An 18066-nucleotide genomic window follows, 5' to 3' on the forward strand; every position below is an offset into this window, starting at 1 on the left:
GTTATTGTCTCATTACATATGTCCTTCGAGTAATTTTTAACTTTTTCCTTATTTCCAAATCTTTTCAGATATATATCACTCCTGTGCATAAGCCCATTAACGCTTTCAAGGAGCCTGATATGTCAACAAAAGCGATGTCCTCCCAATCCGTAAAGCCCCCATTGCTAAACCAACCGATCAACGATTGGCCGCAAACTGCCGATGAAGTTCTTGCCTCTGCCGCCAATATCATTGCCGAACGCTATGTAAAGAAAGACGCCTATACCAATCCACAGGCCACTAAGGATTTTTTAACTTACAAACTGGGCGGTTATGAGCGGGAAGTATTTGCGGTGATGCTGCTCGATAATCAACATCAATTACTGGAGTTTAAAGAGTTGTTCTTTGGCACTTTAGATGCTGCCAGTGTTTATCCACGGGAAGTGGTTAAGGCGGTGTTAGCCGTCAATGCCGCGGCGGTGATTTTTGCCCATAACCATCCCTCCGGTGAGTCAGAACCTTCAATGGCAGATAAGCACATAACCAAACGGTTAACCGATGCGCTGGCGCTTATCGATGTGCGCGTGCTTGACCATATCGTGGTTGGCCGCACGCCAGTGTCCTTTGCTGAGCGCGGCTTACTCTAGTCAGCGTTAATGCCAACCATTTTTCAAGGAGTCCATCATGATTGAATTTACTGATAGCTTTTCACAGGCCTGTGTTGCTGAGGCATGCGCCGCGTTTCCGGAACTGCGTAACCGCTTAGCAGTTGAGCTAATTTTGCCGATGTTTGTACGGCCACTTAATGCCATGGGCCAAGTGATTGGCAAGCCGATTGTGGCACCTAATCCACTGCTACATAAAACCGTATTGAGTGTGTTTCACCGAGATGTGGTTGAGCACTTGCCCAAGGAGATTGCATTCTGCCGCTATGTTTGTCCCTGTGACAGTTATGGTGTGCCAACAGGTGAATGGCAGCGGGTGATCAATGGCGTGTACTTTAACCATGGCAGCAATGAACAGCCTAATTGGAGTGTGCATACTTAAAGACCTTTACCTGCTGGATATACAGCGGTATTCACCACTTGTACTCGCCTAGGTATTTATCACCGCTCTAGCTAGTCCGCTAATAAGCAACCAATTCCCTAAAGTTCTATTCAACCATTGAGGTCACTATGACAACCCTAAAACTTTTCGATATTGAGCACGCCTGGGGCTTGCCCCGTAAAGTGACTCCTCGCTTTGGTGCGAGGCTGATTTTACGCGGCCTGCATTTGGATTATCTCCATGACCGTTCAAGCTTTGTTGGTGAATTTCCACCAGCCATTAAACAACAATTTGTCGAGGCCTTTCCCGCCATGGTTAAACAGCTTGAGCGGCTGGTGGCCAGCGGCGAGATTGATGCCACAGAGCAGCACTGCGTGAGCATTGAACACGCAGGCTTTACCTGTGAGGCTGATACCTTAGGTAGCCACGGCTATTTGTATATTGCGATTTATCAAACCGAAGCTAAACCAAAGCTAAGCCACTAACCACCAGCACCCTAGCCCTCACTCGATAATCTATTCGAGTTCGTAAACCTGTCCCCCCTAACTGTAAACACCATTTCCTAAACCCTAGCTTTAGAGCTCTATCAAGCAGCCCTTAGCGACTCACCTTAAACCGCTCGACCAAGAACTGTTTTATTAACCCAACCGCATAGACAACAAGAGCCAAGGCGTTACTGCGCCTTGGCTCTTTCGTATGCATGTAAATCAAACAAGGAATATCCCATGACATTAACCATCAAGCGTAACCAACTGCCAGCGATGCCCGATCGTTTTTACCAAGTGATTGAAAAGGAACTAGCAAACGTCACACCAAAAGACGCCAACGCCATCACCCTTAATTTTCGCGATCCCGACTACAGCGCCGAAGCCGGCGGCTTTCATCCCGTCGAAGTGCGGCTTGAGAAACAGCAAGATCACTGGCGTTTCGTTTACGTCACCGACTTTGCTTTTCGTGGCCATCCCTTCCCTGAACTGGTTAAAGACATCGATATCTGCTTTAACAGCAAGCAGGTCTATAGCCTGTTTAGTGGCTGGATTACTGAGCGGGAATCACAGGGGCTGATTAAGTTGTTTAGCGATAACTTTGTCAGTTACTACCAGATGGAAGCCTATCAAGTGCAGGTGAGCTTGGATTAACTCGCATCGTAATTTCAATGTTGTTGAACGCCTGCAAGTTCCCGTAACCATAAAACGGGAACACTCAAACCCTTGCCCCATGCGGCTCTCAACAACGCAAGTGCCCAAAAACACGCTATAGCAAAAAAGAGGAACATGACCATGCCTGAGGTTCAAGCCGTTAAAGATCAAGACACCGTTAAGCTTATCAGCTATCTACTGGAAAGACAGTTTAGCCAGCAACTGGCCGATGTATGGAATATCGGCCTTAATCTCGCCCTTAGGATCTCTGACTTACTCTCGATTAAGTTCAGTGATATCCACGGCGATAGACTCATCATTAAGGAGTCCAAAACCGGCAAAATCGCCAATATCAAACTCAACCAAAAGACGCTGGAACGGATACAACGAATTGCACGCGAGCATCCTAACCATATCTACCTGTTTCAGTCCTATCGTAATCAAAGGGCTAAAAACATCAAACCCGCGCCTTTGTCACGCCGCTATATCTGCCGAGCACTGGCGATGATTGGTGAAGAACTCAAAATCGCCTTAGGCACCCACTCGATGCGCAAAACCCGTGGCTATCTGCTGTATCAACAAACCAAAGACATTGGCCGAGTAATGAAGATGCTCAGGCATAGCGCCGAAGAAACCACCCTGCGGTATATCGGTATTGAGCAAGACGATATCGATAAGGACTTTGTCGAGCTAGAAATCTAACCCGCGCTTACACCTTACAAAATAGCGCCTCCTCTTAAATCCTCACACAGCCAACTGAGTATCAATGCGAACACCTGCAACTAACCTCAGTCTGCATGCTGAAATAGCACGTCGCAATGATAGAACCTTGGCTAAGGAAACATTCATGCAAGTATTACAACCTGGCGATCACCTTGTTACCAACATCGATCCTCTCGGCTTAACCGAACACCATGGCCTTTATGTGGGCTATGGAAATGTTATTCACTTATCTAAACAGGGCATGATTGAAGAAATCGACCTGCAGCGATTTGCTGGTGGCCATAGCATCAGAGTGAAAAAGTCCACGCTGTTTCCCCATCTGGCCATTGAGCTAGCGCGCAGTCAGCTGGGTCACACCCCATATAGCGTTGCTACGAACAATTGTGAGCAGTTCGTCAACGAATGCTTAGAAGGAATCAGCACCTCCAATCAAGTCAGTAATCTCACTCACGTTGCCCTGCAAGGCTCTGCCAGAGCAGGCTTACTGGGGAGCTCAGCTTCAAAGCTGGCAACGGGGACTGTCGCAAACGTCGTATTAGCCTCGACCGCCATCAAAATGACTGGTGAATACCTAGGGCTACCCGATAATGTCAACACACTCCTAGGGACACCAGGGGATCTTGTTGCTAAGCCAGCCGAATGCCTACTAAAAGGCACTACACAAACTCTAGGTGAAAGTTATGCTTGCTTAAGCCAAGGAGAGATAGCCGATGCAGGGATCAAACTCGTCACGGGCAGTTTAGAAACCGGCTTAAACACCGTGTTGACGACAGCAGAAGTGGGCATCAATGGCGTAAAAGCCGGTGCTGAGCTGATATCCGATGCATGGCATTGGCTAAGATCATAATGCTTATCACGCAGTATTGAGTGCTAAGTCACCCATCACCCAACCCTATAAACGAAGCGGCAAACTCGCCGCTATCGTTTTCACGCCTCTTGCCTTTTATGGTAAAGATTAGCGTGAGACGGCGTAACATATTTGTCCCGTTAAGTGATACAACTATCTTCTATCATCCTTGAGCTTATGGCGTTGCTCGAGCAGGCGAGTAAACGTGTAATCATTATTTTTTTATACCACGTTATGCTAAGGCATTACCTAGTAGTACTAAGCATGACCTATGGAGTAACAGATGAGCACAATCAAACCCGTGTCGGTAAAATTAGATGCCGATATTAAAGCCAGAGTCGAGCATTTAGCCGAAACCCGTAAACGTTCATCACACTGGATGATGCGTGAAGCGATCCGTGAATACGTTGAGAGAGAAGAGAAACGCGAGGCGTTGCAGCAAGAAGCGTTACGCGCATGGGAAGAACACCAGACATCAGGCTTGCATGTCACCGGTGACGAAGTGGTGAGTTGGCTGGAGTCTTGGGGAAGTGAAAATGAAAAGGCAGCCCCTACATGCCACAAATAATCTTCACCGCCACAGCATTACGTGATTTAGAGCGCTGACGTGAGTTTCTTCGCAGCAAAAATCCACATGCCGCACAACGGGCTGCCAGCGCCATAATCAATACCATTAGAAAACTGGAATGCTATCCAGACATTGGTCGGCCTATCGATGACAATGACTTTAGCTTTAGGGAGCTGCTGATTGACTTTGGTGACACAGGTTATTTGGCAATGTACCAGTATGATGGCGGCGAGCGATTGACAGTGTTGTGTATCCGCCACCAAAAAGAAGCCGGTTATTGATGTGGCTGAATCAGCGACGGATTGCCCCAATGGACTATGTCATCAAGTTTGCCATTGTGAATATCGCTACTGTTCTACTATGAGCACAGAAGCAAGGGACCTTAATCCCTTGCCGATCACTCATTTATTTTATCGCGCAACCTATCTATAACTAATCACTCGATAACCTTACCTAATCTCAATGGCTTCAGTTGAATATTTTTTAACTCGACGCTACCGCTTCCCTTATGCTGGAAACCGATAAAGCCTTGCTTTAATTGACTATCTATTAGTATCGCAGTCACTTTGCCGTTTAACTCTACTTCAATGGTGTCACCACTTAAGGTCAACTTATAGTGGTTCCATTGATTAATGGTATCTTGCGCATTGGTAACCGCTTGACGATCGACAATCCCACCGGTTCGGAACTGAGTTTTCTTGCTTTTATCCCAAATATTGGCTTCATAACAAGTATTGGCTTTAATTTTACTGATGTCAGCGCAGCGCATATACACGCCAGCGTTAATTTCATCGCTGGGTTTAAAATCCATTTCCAACACAAAATCATCGTAATCGGCTTGGGTCACAAGGTAACTTTCCCCTTGACCCTCACTGATAATAACGCCGTCTTTCTGCGACCATGAGGAGCCAGGGGTCACTTCAACGAATTTAAGATCGGTTAGTCCCGATACAGCAGACATGGTGAAGGTTTGCTCCGCCGCGTACACATTCGCCATTATACTTAAGCTCAGGCTCACACCTGCAACTAACATAGTTAACGAGGTTTTCATTTAGACTCCTATTTATTTAGACCGCTAGAGGAAGCCCAAGGGACTTCCTCTCCCATAGTTGCGTAAGGATCAATAGTGACAACTATTACATTCACGACCTGCGGTTTTATCATCGTGGCAAGCCCAACAGTACTTACCGTTGTTGTGGTCTTTCATGGTGAAGCTATAACGCTGTGTCTCGAAAAGAGCTTTTTCGCTATCGGTGCTATGGCATGCCTGACAAGTGTAAAAACCATTTCGAGCATGGGTTTCATAGGAGAAAACCACCGCGCCCTTACCACCACCGCCATATTGCCTGTCCTGCTCAGACGGTGTTGCATTCACGTTTGGCAACACCCACATTGAGGCAACCACAGCGACTAAACCAAATCGATATGCTGTGGTGATATTCATTAAACCTCCTGAATGAGGATCGATGGGTCAACGTTATTCACATTGGCAGTGCCAGTCAGCACCATGCTTGACTCAAGCTCATCTTGGAAACGTTTGAACAGCATCTCAACCCCTTTAACACCACCGCCGAGGCTAGCGCGTAACATTGGACGACCGACTAATACAGCTTGGGCACCACAGGCTAGCGCTTTGAGTACATCTCCACCATCACGTACACCACTATCCACTAGGATTGGCATCTTGTAACCGCGGTCACGTACCGCTTTTACAATCGCAGGTAACACATGCATAGATGCTGGAGTTGAGCTCAGTACGCGGCCACCGTGGTTCGAAACCACAATAGCACCACAACCGGCTTCGGCGCACATTAGGGCTTCTTCAACCGTCATTACACCCTTAGCCATAAAGGGGATCTTGGCGTATTTAACGATTTCTTTAAGCTTTTTCAGATCTTTGGGCTCAACGGTTTTACCCGGTAATGCGCGAGCTGCGCGGCCAGCAGAATCGATGTCGATGGCAAAAAAAGGGGCTCCCGCATCTTGAACGATATCGATACGCTCGAAAATTTCCTGTTGCGTACGGGGTTTGATTTGTGCAACCGCACGGCCTTTAAATTCTTTAACCACTTCTAAACGACGCTTGAATGTATCTAGTGGATCACCAATACCGTCCGCTGCCCAACCTAAACAACCAGCGTTGGCCGCACCTTCAATAATGCCTCGAGCATATTTTTCTTCTGTCATAACTTCGCCATCAAAGGCTAATTTGTTGGCTGCCCCCATATTGTAGGTTAAACCACCTGTAATACCGGTCAGGATTGGCATGGTTAATTTCACGCCTAGTAACTCAGTTTCCATTTTGGGTTTAGTCACATTGTGTAAGCTACGCATATTGAGGCTCATACCTTCGAAAGCTTCGATATTGCGCACAAAGCTTTGACGCATACCGCCCATACCAGGAACCGACTCACCACAGGGACCTTTCCCATTACAGCGTCCAGCTCCTGCTAAGTCACATGCTGCGCAAGTATCCATAATCTTACGGGCGTTACTGAGCACATCTTTTAAGTTTTTAGGTTCTTTAACATAACCCATGATGGCTTTTGGTCCCTCGGACGCATCTGCAGTTGCCGCTGCAGTGACAACAGATGCCCCCGCCGCATTGGTCGAAGATGAAACCGACATGGCAAGCGTGCTCGCAGCTGCAGCGAGCACTGCGCCCTTGGTTAGAAATTCACGACGATTTTGGTCTAATTTATTATCCATCTAAGTATCCCCTACGTTCTTAATTTGTTGCTCAATTTTTCAGGAGTTATTAACGCGTTTTGCTCACGCCCTCGAATTTACAGTGCACAATTTCCTAGGGGATAACACTCGAAGGCAAAATTTGGCTATAGATCCCTAACCCCCCAAAATTTTGAACCTTACACACCCGATTATGCATTTTTGCATAACTCACTAAACTCCACCGTCTAAAAAATAATTAATTATCTTTATTTTCAATTGAATAGGGTAAATAGGTTGATGTAACCAAATAAATTAAATGTGAAATCACTGGCAGAAAAGGATTAACAAACTGCCATTATGTGTCGACAGTGCTTATGGTTAGCTGCAATCAAACGGCGAAAGGGTGTGTATTCAGTGAGCTATTGGCAATATTTACGGGGAATGATGTTAGGAATAAGCCTAATCTCGGCCCAAGGATTAGCACAGCAAGACCTTATCTTTAATGTTCATAGTAATACCCCACCATTTGAGTGGCAGAATGAGGCGGGTGAAGAGACTGGCTTTAACATTGAATTAGCTCATCAAATTGCCCAAAAATTGCAATACGATCTCACTATCCACCGCCAAACCCTAGAGCAGACCTTGTACTCGGTCACCAATAAGACTCGCCAGTTAGCTGTGATTGATATTCCCGCGGGAGAAACACTCGGGCTCAATACCGCCTTGCCACTGTTGCCAACCTATATCAGTGCCTATAATCGGCGCTCAGATGGTAATGCCGATTCATGGTCCGCGCTGGCTCAAAAACGTGTCGCCATCAAGCAAGGCTCATCGGTGGATATGTATCTTAAAGTCAACCCACAGGATTTTATCCAAGTGCCAGTTGTCACCAATGAGCAGGGATTTGAATTGTTATCCGCAGGTAAAGTAGATTTCGTGCTGGCAGAATTCTACTGCGCTCGCCGATTATTATCGCTGTTTCCGTTGACAAAAACTGCTGGTAACCCATTATTTTTCAGTCAGTTTTATTTGGTTATGTCCGATAAGGATCCTGTATTTACTAAGGCAGTGACTGATGTACTAGAGCAAAATTACCACGGTGGTTACTTCGATGACTTAATCTATAAATGGGTTGGGTTCGGTAAGGAAAAAATCGAGCTAGGACAAGTGCGTAATGACTTACTTCAAGGCGCATTATTAGCTGCAGGTATATCTATCATTGGCCTGTTGATCACCCTCTATATTAGTTTAGTGCTCAAACAGAAAACTAAATCTCTAAAACAGGAACTATGCCAAAGGCAAAAAGCAGAGGCAGAAATCAGCCGAGTCTCAGCTCAATTCCACTCTGTGCTCGACGGCTTACCCTATGGCGTGGTCCTGATCGACCAGCATCTACAGAAAATTTGGCAAAACGGTAAGTATCAATGGATTTTAGCGCCTGATACGCTCAAGCAGGCGCATCCACAGGTAGCACTAACGCAGCTCATTCAGTCAGGATTTAACGGTGAAGACTCGCAACTAGTCGAATTTTCACTAGACAGTAAACGCTGGAAGCTCAACTTACACTTAATCTCAAGCAATATGATCGCTCTCTTTATCGAAGACTATACTGAACCCTTTGAGTTAAAACAGGCAAGCGAACTATCGACCCGCCTCGCCTCCCTTGGGGAACTCACCACGGGCATTGCCCATGAAATCAATAATCCCGTAGGGCTTATCAATCAATCAATGAGCCTGATGCAGGATATTATCGATGATCTTAAGCGTGCGCTGCCGCTCTCGTCCACACAGCCGCAGCAGCTACATCAAGGGCTAGAGGAACTTAATTACACAAGTCAATCAGTTCAAGAATCGGCCGAGCGAATCGGTTGTATCATACATGATCTCAAGCACTTCTCTCGTTACGGCCTTAATAATATTAAGCCTGTAGTGCTAAACCACATTGTCGAAACCGCGTTACGATTAACTCATAACAATGTTAAACGCTTACACTTACAACTTTCGCTTCACCCAAAACTACCCACTATCAAAGGGGACGAGTTGCAGCTCCAACTGGTGCTTATTAATCTAATCCAAAATGCCTGTCTAGCTATGGACAAAGCTAATCCGCTGCTGACGATTGAAACCGGACTCGAAGAGGGACGGATATACCTTAAGGTGATAGATAATGGTTGCGGTATGCCACCTCATATACAAGCTCGTATTCGCGAGCCCTTTTTCACTACCCGCCGCGAGCAGGGCGGCACCGGACTTGGACTCTCAACCACCAACAAAATACTTGTTGAACATGGTGCCCAATGGCTTATCCACTCACAGCCCAATATTGGAACCGAAATGAAAATACTATTAGGAATATGCAATGAAGCTTAGTCGCAATATTCTCGCCATCGATGATGAAACCCGTTGGTTACGCACTATAGACATGTTGCTTAATCGGCATATTCCCGAAGCTAGGACCTATACCTGCGAAAATAGCCGTCAGGCTCTACATCTTATCAACGACTTCGATATTGCGCTGGTGTTACTCGATCTCAACATGCCAGCCCTCGATGGTCGGCAACTACTGAGGGATATTCGTGAACATACCCCCTATGTCAGGGTAATCGTACTAACAGGACTGGACGAAACTGAAATTGCGGTAGAATGCATGAAACAAGGTGCCTACGATTTTATTACCAAAACGAGTTCGACCGATCAATTGCTCCTATGTGTCCGCCGTGCCATGGAAGTCATTGGGCTAGAGCGGCGTTACCATCAAATTAAAGACGGCTTCTTTAACCGTAGGAACCTAAGTGCATTCAATCAAATCCTCACCACAGATATAAAAATGCACGACTGCTTCAACTTCGCCGCTACTTTGTACGACAGCCACGAGCCCATTTTAATCGAAGGGGAAATCGGTACTGGCAAACACCTTTTTGCCGAGGCACTACAACAACTTGTGTGCTCAGAGTTGCCATTATTAGAACTGTCACTGGCCGATATGCCAGTACAAATGTTGGAGCAAAAACTATTTGGAATCGCCGATCAACCTGGCCTGCTCGATATAGCTGGTACAGGCTTTTTGCTACTCGAGAATCTAGCCTTCGCGAGTGAAGAAATCCAAAGAATGATCGCCCAACTGTGTCAGCGAAAACGTTATTTTCCACAGGGGTCTTTGCGGGAAACTGCTCTTAAGTGTCGACTACTGTTTAGTACCACTGTGTCACTGGAACAACTCGAGCAACAAGCATTTTCCCACGGACTACTGTATTGCTTGCAGCCACAACGGATCAAACTGCCACCGCTTAGGGAGCGTTCCGCCGATATTGGCTTGTTATTACAGCATTTTAATGAGCTAGCCTGCCAAGAGTTAGGTCGAGATTACCTCGCTATACCTGACGATTTAGCCCACCGCTTAGAAGCTTATGCCTTTCCCGGCAATATTGCCGAATTAAAAGCGCTAACCTTTACTGCGGTAGGGATCAGTAACGGCCCAGAACTGGCTTTAGCCCCCTTTTTTGAGGTGTTAAAACAACCCCACCAGCGACTTCAAAGTGAACGGATTGTCTTTCCGGCAAACCTGCCCACCATTAGCGAAACCACTCAGCAACTGATCCATGAAGCGCTCATTCGCACTAACAACAACCAGAGCACAGCCGCTAAACTACTCGGGATCACCCAAAGCGCCCTGAGTCGGCGCTTAAGTAAACAAGACTAATACCAACGGAAAAAGCTGCTCACTCTATATTCAACTAGCTGATATGCCAAATATCTATCTCTAATCAATTTTAATAATGAAACACTTAATGGATTTCCATTAAGTGTTTCATTTGAAGCCAGTCATGCCTATAAATGACTACAACCGAATGAACGTGTTCTATCGCCATAATGCTTAGTCTCTAGCTTGGCCAGATAGCTCAAGCGAAAGAAAGCACTCGCAAAGGTTTGAGGATAATTCGGTGAATTACGATTGAGATAGTAAACTGGCGTATCCTCAGGAAAATGCACCAAATGCCTCGTACTGTAATTATCTAATCCCAAGGCACTGGCCCAGGCTTCAACAATCTTAGTACTCAAGTTTTGTCCACTTCGATTGTAATTACCGAGATGGTTATAGGCATCATTATTGAGGAAGATAGCGATATGGTAATGGTCTGTATCGGCATCAGCTCGCTCCCTTGCCCAAATATAACGCAGAGTACAAGGATGCACCCGCTTACCCTCACGGCCCTTGATAAGCCTATCATTCTGGATTTTAGCGTTCAGAGATTTAAAGAACTTGCTGATCACCATTGAATCATAAACCGTTGGTGAGTCGCGAAAATTGAGCTGTGGTAGATGCAAATCAAACCGCACCATAAAGGTACGAGGGTGCTCATTCAGAGCTGCCTGTAAGGTCTGTAAAATAGCGTTTAAGTATTCAGCGCTTAGTGGCCTAGGATAAACATTGAGGCCTTGGTATTGGCCATTGCTGATGACGGTAAGGTTAGTGTTTGAGGTGTGACGTGAGTACATATTGATATCCCATATTGGTTATTGTTCATAACGTATGGGGTTTGTGTAATTTATAACTCAAAAGCCCCAAAGGGCTTGATATCACTTGCAAAGGTTAGCTCGCCTTTGATGGCAGCTAACCCTGTATGTTCATAAGGTAGTGTTAGAGATACTGGTCGAGTGGATACTATTGAGTAGTAGATGTAGCTATAGGCTAACAGTATTAACAAACAGACAATCGCAATAACTGAAATCCCCGTCAATCATTGAGCAGTAGATCGGGTAAACAAGGGCGATAAGATCTCACATCGCTCGACAATTAAATCATTGGTTTTGTGCAGTTTTTAGTCTATTCCCACGTTGGTTTCAATCGGATGAACTTCACCATCTACAATGTAAACCCGCTTTTCATAGGGACCATTCGAGATAGGATATAAGTAATAAATGTCAAGTGGGCGCTTAATCTCAATAACGTCTTCTGATTTTTCATCCAATAAAAAAGCAAATTTAAATGGCGCTTTGAAATGCTTCTTAAGGATAGCTGTCTTGTATTTCAGCGTTTCAACCGCTGGGAATATGACACATCTCACTAAGACCTCAGCAAATACACACAAATCTGTGGTATCAAACAGGTCTACCTCATCGCCTGATTCACGTTCAATCACATGACTTTTTTTGCTATTTTTATCAATATCTTCAGCATAATCTTTCCCAATCAACACTTTTCCCTGTTTTAAAAATACTGGCTGTAGCTCCTGACAGAAACTGATACTCAATTGTGTTAGCCACTCTTGGTTTAGTTTTCTCCTAGAAATGGCTGATTGAGCCACTGTCAGCAATATTTTTTCGAATAAAAATTTTTTCAATGCAGGCATACGAGCTAATTCGATAAAAAATATCCAACTAGATTCAGCACCTTCAATACCGATTGCCATCGCGAATCGCTTTCTACACTGAGCATATGCATTCGTCCTAATGGTCTTGCTATCATCGTCGTCCTTCTGTTGTAAATGACTGAAAGAAACTAAGCCATTGTTCGATATAGAAATCAATTTCTTAAGGATATGCTGATACTCTTCAGTAGAAATTGCTTGCTCACAAGTAACGGAGCGGAATATTGCACTAGAAAACCGCTCATTTGTAATATCTAGCAGATAAATTGAAGGCCTGGATCCAAAAATCACCTTTGAAGTGACCCCAGAACTCAACTTCCTGAGATATCTAAGCCTAGAAAGCTTATCTAGCTGTGAATTGAATTGGTCATTACTCATTCCAGTCATCTGAGCAATGACTGAGAATCCCAAGTTTTCCACCAAACCGTACTCATTTGCGTGAAGCAAGAAGACACAAAGCAGTAAACGATTGCTCAACGTCAAATGTTGGTGATTGTTGAAATGTAATTCTTCGATCAGACCAGCGTGAAATCTTGTATGTTCATCATCACATAAAATAGCAAGCAGTTTATTGGTAGCAAAATACAGTGATGTGGGTCTGCCAGCCTTAACTCCTAGATGAATGTGACTCCTTTCAAAAAAACCTTCAGTAGTCATGTAGGCAAGAGACGACATTACAACATTCTTAGAAACGCCTAGCTTTTTTGCTATATCTGCTACGGGTAATGGGACCCCTGCTTCAGGTGCAAAAAATCTAAACCATAGGGAAATAAAAAATCTGGATTCTGGTTTGGCACCTTTGAGCGAACTAAGTAAGCGCTTCATTTGAATTTCAATGATAGAAAACTATTAATAAATACTTCCATAACCAGTAGGTAATTGCAATTTAAAATTACTAGTAAATTGCTAGTAATTTTAAACAAAAAAATGTTAGACTTACAGTAAATAAAGTTTTAAAAAGTATTTACTTCATCAACACTAAGTGATAATGAGTTCTTGCATGATGGACATTAAACGCCAGGCCGAATTTGAAGCAAAGTTTGACTTCTTTTACCGAAACAAAACGCACAAATTGCTACTGGCTTGGGTGACTAAATACCTTTACAAAAAAGGGATTTTTTTTAGCCAGAATCCAACAATATTTGAAGTTCAATCGACGCTTTTCAATTGGTTTAAAGACAGTAATGAAAGAGCCACTTTCGAATTTTATCGAAAAATGGAAAAAGCATGGGAAGCACACAATAGGAGGCTTGCATGCAAAGCCAAGATGCTCAACATCAGTGTTTCAATCGAGCATAAGAACAAATTCAAGGAGATGGCAGAAGAGGCAAAAATCACGAATATTCAACTGTTTAAGTCTATCATCGATGATAACTATAAGCTTCTCATCGGTTTAAAGGAGCAAGAACTCAAAGCTAAAAATACAGAAAAAGCGAAAAAAGCAGAAATAAAGTTCAACCAGTCGTTTACAGATAAGAAGCTTAGTGGTGAACTTCATCTACAGAAAAACTATAATAACCGTTTAAAAAAACAGGTGACTGCGCTAAAGAGTGAACTTCAAGCCGTAAAAGACAATTCATCAATTCTATTTGCTATCATTGAAAAAGCTGTAAAAAACCGCTCAAAGCTCACTGCTGACCATCTGATGCAAGCAACTAGAGCCCATACTTTAATCGACATTGTGGAACTTCCCTTAGAGGAGCCCATAGAGGCTACAGAATCGGAAGAAAGCACTGAGCAAAACCAGACTTCAGATCCCCGCCCTAGAAAACGAGCAAGATCAGCTAATACGACTAGCAAATAGTCAAACAAAGAATCATCTCGCTAAGGCATTAGCGTATGGTGGGTATATCGGTGGGTATCAATGCGAATTACTACAAATAAGCACATACTAGCTATTGTTAAATAAAGGTTTTATTCTAAATTAAAATATTCAGATCCAAAACTACTATCAGTTGCTAGCTTAACTGGACACAAGCCCTATAGATTTTGAATATTTTAGAGACTAATGGTCTGTCTTCGCTTGCCCAAACTATGCATTAGTAAGATTTCGCCACCAGCGTTGCTGGTGGACTTTTGGGTAGTAAAGGCTATCGGAAATTGAGCGTTTTAAAGGTTCCCGTACCCAGCGCCGTACCCAGATAGATTTTCTGATGGTTTAAACTGTAAGAAAGCCTTATTTAATGCGCTCTAGCAGTACACCCGTTTCCATGTGATCTGTGTAAGGGAACTGATCAAACAAGGCAAAGCGGGTCACTCTATGGGTTTCGTTCAGTTGTTGCAGGTTATCTTTTAAGGTTTCAGGGTTGCAGGAAATATACAAAATCCGCTCATAACCTTGGACTAACGCCAGCGTATCAGGATCAATCCCCGCGCGTGGTGGGTCGACAAAAATGGTGTTGCAAACATAGCTGTCAAGATCGATACCTTCTAAACGTCTAAAGCTGCGTTTCTTCGCCATGGCATCGCTAAAGTCTTCGGCTGACATACGAATAATCTGTAGATTATCAATACCATTCACTTCGATATTGTATTGCGCCGCATCGACTGAAGGCTTAGCGAGTTCGGTGGCCAATACGCGATTAAAGTTTTGCGCTAGTGCGATAGAGAAGTTGCCATTACCACAGTAGAGCTCGAGTAAGTCTCCCTTACTGTTTTGAGTCGCATCGATAGCCCACTCCAGCATTTTTACGGAAACTTTGGCATTGGGTTGAGTAAAACTGTTTTCGATTTGCTTATATAAGAAGGTTTTATCATTTACTTGTAATGACTCAACCACAAAGTCTTTATCTAAATCGATTTTTTGCTTACGGGCACGGCCGATGATGTTGACGTTAAACTGGCTACTTAACTTGGCTTTCAGTGCAACCGCATCGGCGCGCCATTGGTCATCAAGCTGCCTGTGATAAAGCAAAGACACTAAAATCTCGCCGCTTAAAGTCGACAAAAAATCCACTTGGAACAATTTGTGCCTTAGACTCGGATTCGGTTTCAGCTCGGCGATTAAGGCCGACATCATTTGATTGATGAGTACGCTAGCTGGTAAGTATTGATCGCAACGTACTTTCTCATTCAATACTTTATCGAACATGTAATAGTATAAGTCGTCACCATCATGCCACATGCGGAATTCGGCGCGCATACGGTAGTTAGCTGGCTCTGAGGCAAAAACTTCAACACTCGGTGTTTCAAATTGGGCAAAGGCTTGTTCTAGCTTGATACGCTTGTATTCTAACTGCGTATCATAAGTCTGAGGGTCCATTGCTGCTAAGTTCATTGTTTGATTCACCGTTGCTGTAAATTGGGGCGCAAATATTATACTAGGTGACACGAATGTCCAGTATCTTGCTTTTGCGGTTTTCGCAAAGCTATGGGAAAATCCGCGCACTTGAATGTGGTTCTATGGTATTTGGCTGGATTCCGTCGGTAAAGCAGCCATCGAATCGTTAATGCGTCCAATCTGTATAGTTTATTTATATATCCGAAACTGGAGATTCGCTTGTCGCGACCTATATTAGTGTTTGATTCTGGGATTGGTGGCCTATCTGTACTGGCTGAAATCCGTAAGAGTTTACCCGATAGCGACTATTGCTATCTTTTCGACAACGCTAGGTTGCCCTATGGTGAGCTGGAAGAGCAGGTATTAATTTCTGGCTGTGTCGAATTAGTAGGCGATCTTGTGGCTCGTACCAATGCAATGATAGTGGTCGTTGCCTGCAATACTGCAAGTACTGTTGTGTTACCGGCATTACGTGCACATCTTACAGTCCCTGTCGTAGGTGTTGTCCCCGCCATTAAACCCGCCGCTCTAATGTCTAAGAGCAAACGTATTGGACTCTTGGCTACACCTGGCACAGTTAAGCGTCATTATACCCATGAACTCATCAGCCAATTTGCTGATGATTGCCATGTCGAACTCTTTGGTTGTTCTGAATTAGTGATGATGGCAGAACAAAAAGTGGCGACTGGAATGTTGGATATGCATAGATTGGCACAGTTACTGGCACCAGTCGTTGCCGCACAATTGGATGTTCTCGTACTAGGTTGCACTCATTTCCCTATGATCAAAGCTGAATTACAACAAGTTCTCGGTGCGGGCGTAAAACTAATGGATTCTGGCGCTGCTATTGCTAAGCGAGTTGTTACTCTTTTAACGCAACAGAATCTTATTGTGGAAGAGCACAGAGTAACAGATGAGAGAGAAGCCGTAAGGGAGTCAGTGATGCAAGCTTTCTATACTAAGGTGGGAATCAGCGAAGGGTTAACAACAACATTAATTGATTGTGGCTTTTCAACTATCGAACGAATCACCACAACCAACTAAATTACAAAATAAAGCAAAACAGTTTAAGCGATAATGCTACTCGTCTGTCCCTGTACGGTCGGCAGCTTCCGAATCTTGTGTTTTTGCTTCTCTTACTTTTAAGGTTCTTTCTTGGAAACTATAGTCATTCAGTTTAACCATGGCTTTCTGAGCGCCTGATTCTGACATCTCCACAAAACCAAAACCTTTACGACGACCCGTCTTACGATCTCTGACTAAACGCACAGAGTTTACGGGACCAAATTCGCCAAATAATACTTTTACTTCACCCTCATGAACACGATAAGGCAGGTTACCTACATATAAGGTCATAGTAGGGCCAACATATTGTTCTTCTGAAGCATGAGATGATGAAGTCTCTGGAACAAATTTAAAAACAAGACTTGCAATGATAGCGCCAGCGACAAAAGCAATAGCTGATAATGGCGTTGCGAACTGAGATAGTGCTACTGCGCCAATAATGGCGACAATCAAGACAATAAGAAATGACTTTTGCATAAGAATGCTCTCTGATGAATGGGAAATTGATAAATAACTGTTAACAGCAAGTATATGGTAATGAATTATTTACTTTTACACTAGACCATTGCTGAAATATTGAGCGTGAATTATCAATTATTAGATAAAAAACCTTACTTATCTCCGATAAATAGAGCTTATAAGCTAAAAAATGGTCATAACGTTTAAAATATCGACGTGCGATTCAATGATCGATAAAAAGCACTTGCGGACTTTCTCAATCTCCCTATAATGCGCATCCACTGACACGGCAGACAGCGTAACGCAAGTTAAGCAAAAAAAGCCAAGCAGTTCATCGGTTAGTAAGCTAAACGATGAGTGTTGAGAAAATTGAAAAAACTACTTGACGCACTAACGGGAATGCGTAAAATACGCAGCCCTGACCCGCTGAAAACTCAGTGTGTGGTCAACGCTCTTTAACAATTTATCAAGCAAATCTGTGTGGACACTCACAGGTGTTGAGTTAATCGAAACTGCTTAACCTTCGGGTTGGCAGCCAAAAATTTAAATCAATGTTTTCAAGTCATTCTCCTTAACGGGAAGGTGATTGAGTGTTCATAGTAATATGTACATACAGTAATGTATGAAGTGAAACGCGATGCTTCTTAGTGAGCAAAGCGAATCAAAACAGTAGAATTCATTGAGCCGCTGAAGTCGCAAGACGGAAGCAACAAAACTTTAATTGAAGAGTTTGATCATGGCTCAGATTGAACGCTGGCGGCAGGCCTAACACATGCAAGTCGAGCGGCAGCGCAAGGGAGTTTACTCCTGAGGCGGCGAGCGGCGGACGGGTGAGTAATGCCTAGGGATCTGCCCAGTCGAGGGGGATAACAGTTGGAAACGACTGCTAATACCGCATACGCCCTACGGGGGAAAGGAGG

The 18066-nt window shown here is 44.1% G+C and carries 19 protein-coding genes and 1 rRNA gene; 13 read left to right on the forward strand and 7 right to left on the reverse strand.

What is annotated here, in order from left to right; all coding sequences use genetic code 11:
• The first annotated feature begins 119 nt into the window (after positions 1 to 119).
• The 8 genes from radC to L5M18_RS18780 all read left to right on the forward strand — a co-directional run bounded on the left by radC (position 120) and on the right by L5M18_RS18780 (position 4584).
• Entirely contained in the window at positions 120 to 626 is a 507-nt protein-coding gene (radC, locus tag L5M18_RS18745) for a RadC family protein (RefSeq protein ID WP_249555224.1), read from the forward strand.
• A 37-nt stretch (positions 627 to 663) separates the two neighbouring features.
• Positions 664 to 1026, forward strand: a complete 363-nt coding sequence (locus L5M18_RS18750) for a hypothetical protein (protein ID WP_011071648.1) — start codon at positions 664 to 666, stop codon at positions 1024 to 1026.
• A gap of 128 nt (positions 1027 to 1154) precedes the next feature.
• The gene (locus tag L5M18_RS18755; protein WP_249555226.1) at positions 1155 to 1511 is read left to right on the forward strand and encodes a type IV toxin-antitoxin system YeeU family antitoxin; all 357 of its coding nucleotides are present in this window, start codon (positions 1155 to 1157) and stop codon (positions 1509 to 1511) included.
• 240 nt (positions 1512 to 1751) lie between these two features.
• Complete coding sequence (locus tag L5M18_RS18760; RefSeq protein WP_263198199.1) at positions 1752 to 2165, forward strand: DUF2787 domain-containing protein; 414 nt, start codon at positions 1752 to 1754, stop codon at positions 2163 to 2165.
• 141 nt (positions 2166 to 2306) lie between these two features.
• The gene (locus L5M18_RS18765; RefSeq protein WP_220732458.1) at positions 2307 to 2867 is read left to right on the forward strand and encodes a tyrosine-type recombinase/integrase; all 561 of its coding nucleotides are present in this window, start codon (positions 2307 to 2309) and stop codon (positions 2865 to 2867) included.
• Between the two features lie 64 nt (positions 2868 to 2931).
• On the forward strand, positions 2932 to 3735 hold the full coding sequence (locus tag L5M18_RS18770; RefSeq protein ID WP_263198201.1) for a lecithin retinol acyltransferase family protein: 804 nt from the start codon (positions 2932 to 2934) through the stop codon (positions 3733 to 3735).
• Between the two features lie 283 nt (positions 3736 to 4018).
• The gene (locus tag L5M18_RS18775) at positions 4019 to 4303 is read left to right on the forward strand and encodes a CopG family ribbon-helix-helix protein (RefSeq protein ID WP_011920070.1); all 285 of its coding nucleotides are present in this window, start codon (positions 4019 to 4021) and stop codon (positions 4301 to 4303) included.
• A 104-nt stretch (positions 4304 to 4407) separates the two neighbouring features.
• Positions 4408 to 4584 (forward strand): type II toxin-antitoxin system RelE/ParE family toxin, encoded by a 177-nt coding sequence (locus L5M18_RS18780; RefSeq protein ID WP_263198217.1) that lies wholly within the window; start codon positions 4408 to 4410, stop codon positions 4582 to 4584.
• A 155-nt stretch (positions 4585 to 4739) separates the two neighbouring features.
• Here L5M18_RS18780 and L5M18_RS18785 read toward each other — a convergent pair whose 3' ends face one another.
• From L5M18_RS18785 to L5M18_RS18795, 3 genes are all read right to left on the reverse strand, one after another.
• Entirely contained in the window at positions 4740 to 5354 is a 615-nt protein-coding gene (locus L5M18_RS18785) for a DUF1080 domain-containing protein (RefSeq protein WP_263198203.1), read from the reverse strand.
• Positions 5355 to 5423: 69 nt separating this feature from the next.
• The gene (locus tag L5M18_RS18790) at positions 5424 to 5747 is read right to left on the reverse strand and encodes a c(7)-type cytochrome triheme domain-containing protein (RefSeq protein WP_263198205.1); all 324 of its coding nucleotides are present in this window, start codon (positions 5745 to 5747) and stop codon (positions 5424 to 5426) included.
• Positions 5747 to 7012 (reverse strand): alpha-hydroxy-acid oxidizing protein, encoded by a 1266-nt coding sequence (locus tag L5M18_RS18795; RefSeq protein ID WP_263198206.1) that lies wholly within the window; start codon positions 7010 to 7012, stop codon positions 5747 to 5749. The genes L5M18_RS18790 and L5M18_RS18795 overlap by 1 nt, the downstream gene beginning before the upstream one ends.
• Positions 7013 to 7387: 375 nt before the next feature.
• Between L5M18_RS18795 and L5M18_RS18800 the strand changes: the two genes are divergently transcribed.
• Both L5M18_RS18800 and L5M18_RS18805 read left to right on the forward strand, forming a co-directional pair.
• Positions 7388 to 9343, forward strand: coding sequence for an ATP-binding protein (locus L5M18_RS18800; protein WP_263198207.1), 1956 nt, complete (start codon positions 7388 to 7390; stop codon positions 9341 to 9343).
• Positions 9333 to 10673 carry a sigma-54-dependent transcriptional regulator gene (locus L5M18_RS18805; protein WP_263198208.1) on the forward strand — a complete coding sequence of 447 codons (1341 nt, stop codon included), beginning with the start codon at positions 9333 to 9335 and terminating at the stop codon, positions 10671 to 10673. Before L5M18_RS18800 ends, L5M18_RS18805 begins: the two co-directional genes overlap by 11 nt.
• Positions 10674 to 10801: 128 nt before the next feature.
• Here L5M18_RS18805 and L5M18_RS18810 read toward each other — a convergent pair whose 3' ends face one another.
• Both L5M18_RS18810 and L5M18_RS18815 read right to left on the reverse strand, forming a co-directional pair.
• Positions 10802 to 11470, reverse strand: a complete 669-nt coding sequence (locus L5M18_RS18810) for an inovirus Gp2 family protein (RefSeq protein WP_263198209.1) — start codon at positions 11468 to 11470, stop codon at positions 10802 to 10804.
• A 323-nt stretch (positions 11471 to 11793) separates the two neighbouring features.
• On the reverse strand, positions 11794 to 13167 hold the full coding sequence (locus L5M18_RS18815; RefSeq protein WP_263198211.1) for a hypothetical protein: 1374 nt from the start codon (positions 13165 to 13167) through the stop codon (positions 11794 to 11796).
• Between the two features lie 175 nt (positions 13168 to 13342).
• Here L5M18_RS18815 and L5M18_RS18820 point away from each other — a divergent pair, with 175 nt between their 5' ends.
• Positions 13343 to 14146: a hypothetical protein gene (locus tag L5M18_RS18820; protein WP_249555237.1), complete on the forward strand. Its 804-nt coding sequence runs from the start codon at positions 13343 to 13345 to the stop codon at positions 14144 to 14146.
• A gap of 372 nt (positions 14147 to 14518) precedes the next feature.
• Here the strand turns inward: L5M18_RS18820 and trmA are convergent, their stop codons facing one another.
• On the reverse strand, positions 14519 to 15619 hold the full coding sequence (gene trmA / locus L5M18_RS18825; RefSeq protein ID WP_263198213.1) for a tRNA (uridine(54)-C5)-methyltransferase TrmA: 1101 nt from the start codon (positions 15617 to 15619) through the stop codon (positions 14519 to 14521).
• 222 nt (positions 15620 to 15841) lie between these two features.
• Between trmA and murI the strand changes: the two genes are divergently transcribed.
• Positions 15842 to 16666 (forward strand): glutamate racemase, encoded by an 825-nt coding sequence (murI, locus tag L5M18_RS18830; RefSeq protein WP_263198216.1) that lies wholly within the window; start codon positions 15842 to 15844, stop codon positions 16664 to 16666.
• 36 nt (positions 16667 to 16702) lie between these two features.
• On the opposite strand, the gene L5M18_RS18835 is transcribed toward murI, so the two are convergent.
• Positions 16703 to 17164 (reverse strand): RNA-binding protein, encoded by a 462-nt coding sequence (locus L5M18_RS18835; RefSeq protein WP_113941557.1) that lies wholly within the window; start codon positions 17162 to 17164, stop codon positions 16703 to 16705.
• A 700-nt stretch (positions 17165 to 17864) separates the two neighbouring features.
• Here L5M18_RS18835 and L5M18_RS18840 point away from each other — a divergent pair.
• A 16S ribosomal RNA gene (locus L5M18_RS18840) occupies positions 17865 to 18066 on the forward strand; the annotation flags it as partial.

It is taken from the genome of Shewanella sp. SM20, from assembly GCF_025654545.1.
Classification (GTDB): domain Bacteria; phylum Pseudomonadota; class Gammaproteobacteria; order Enterobacterales; family Shewanellaceae; genus Shewanella; species Shewanella oncorhynchi.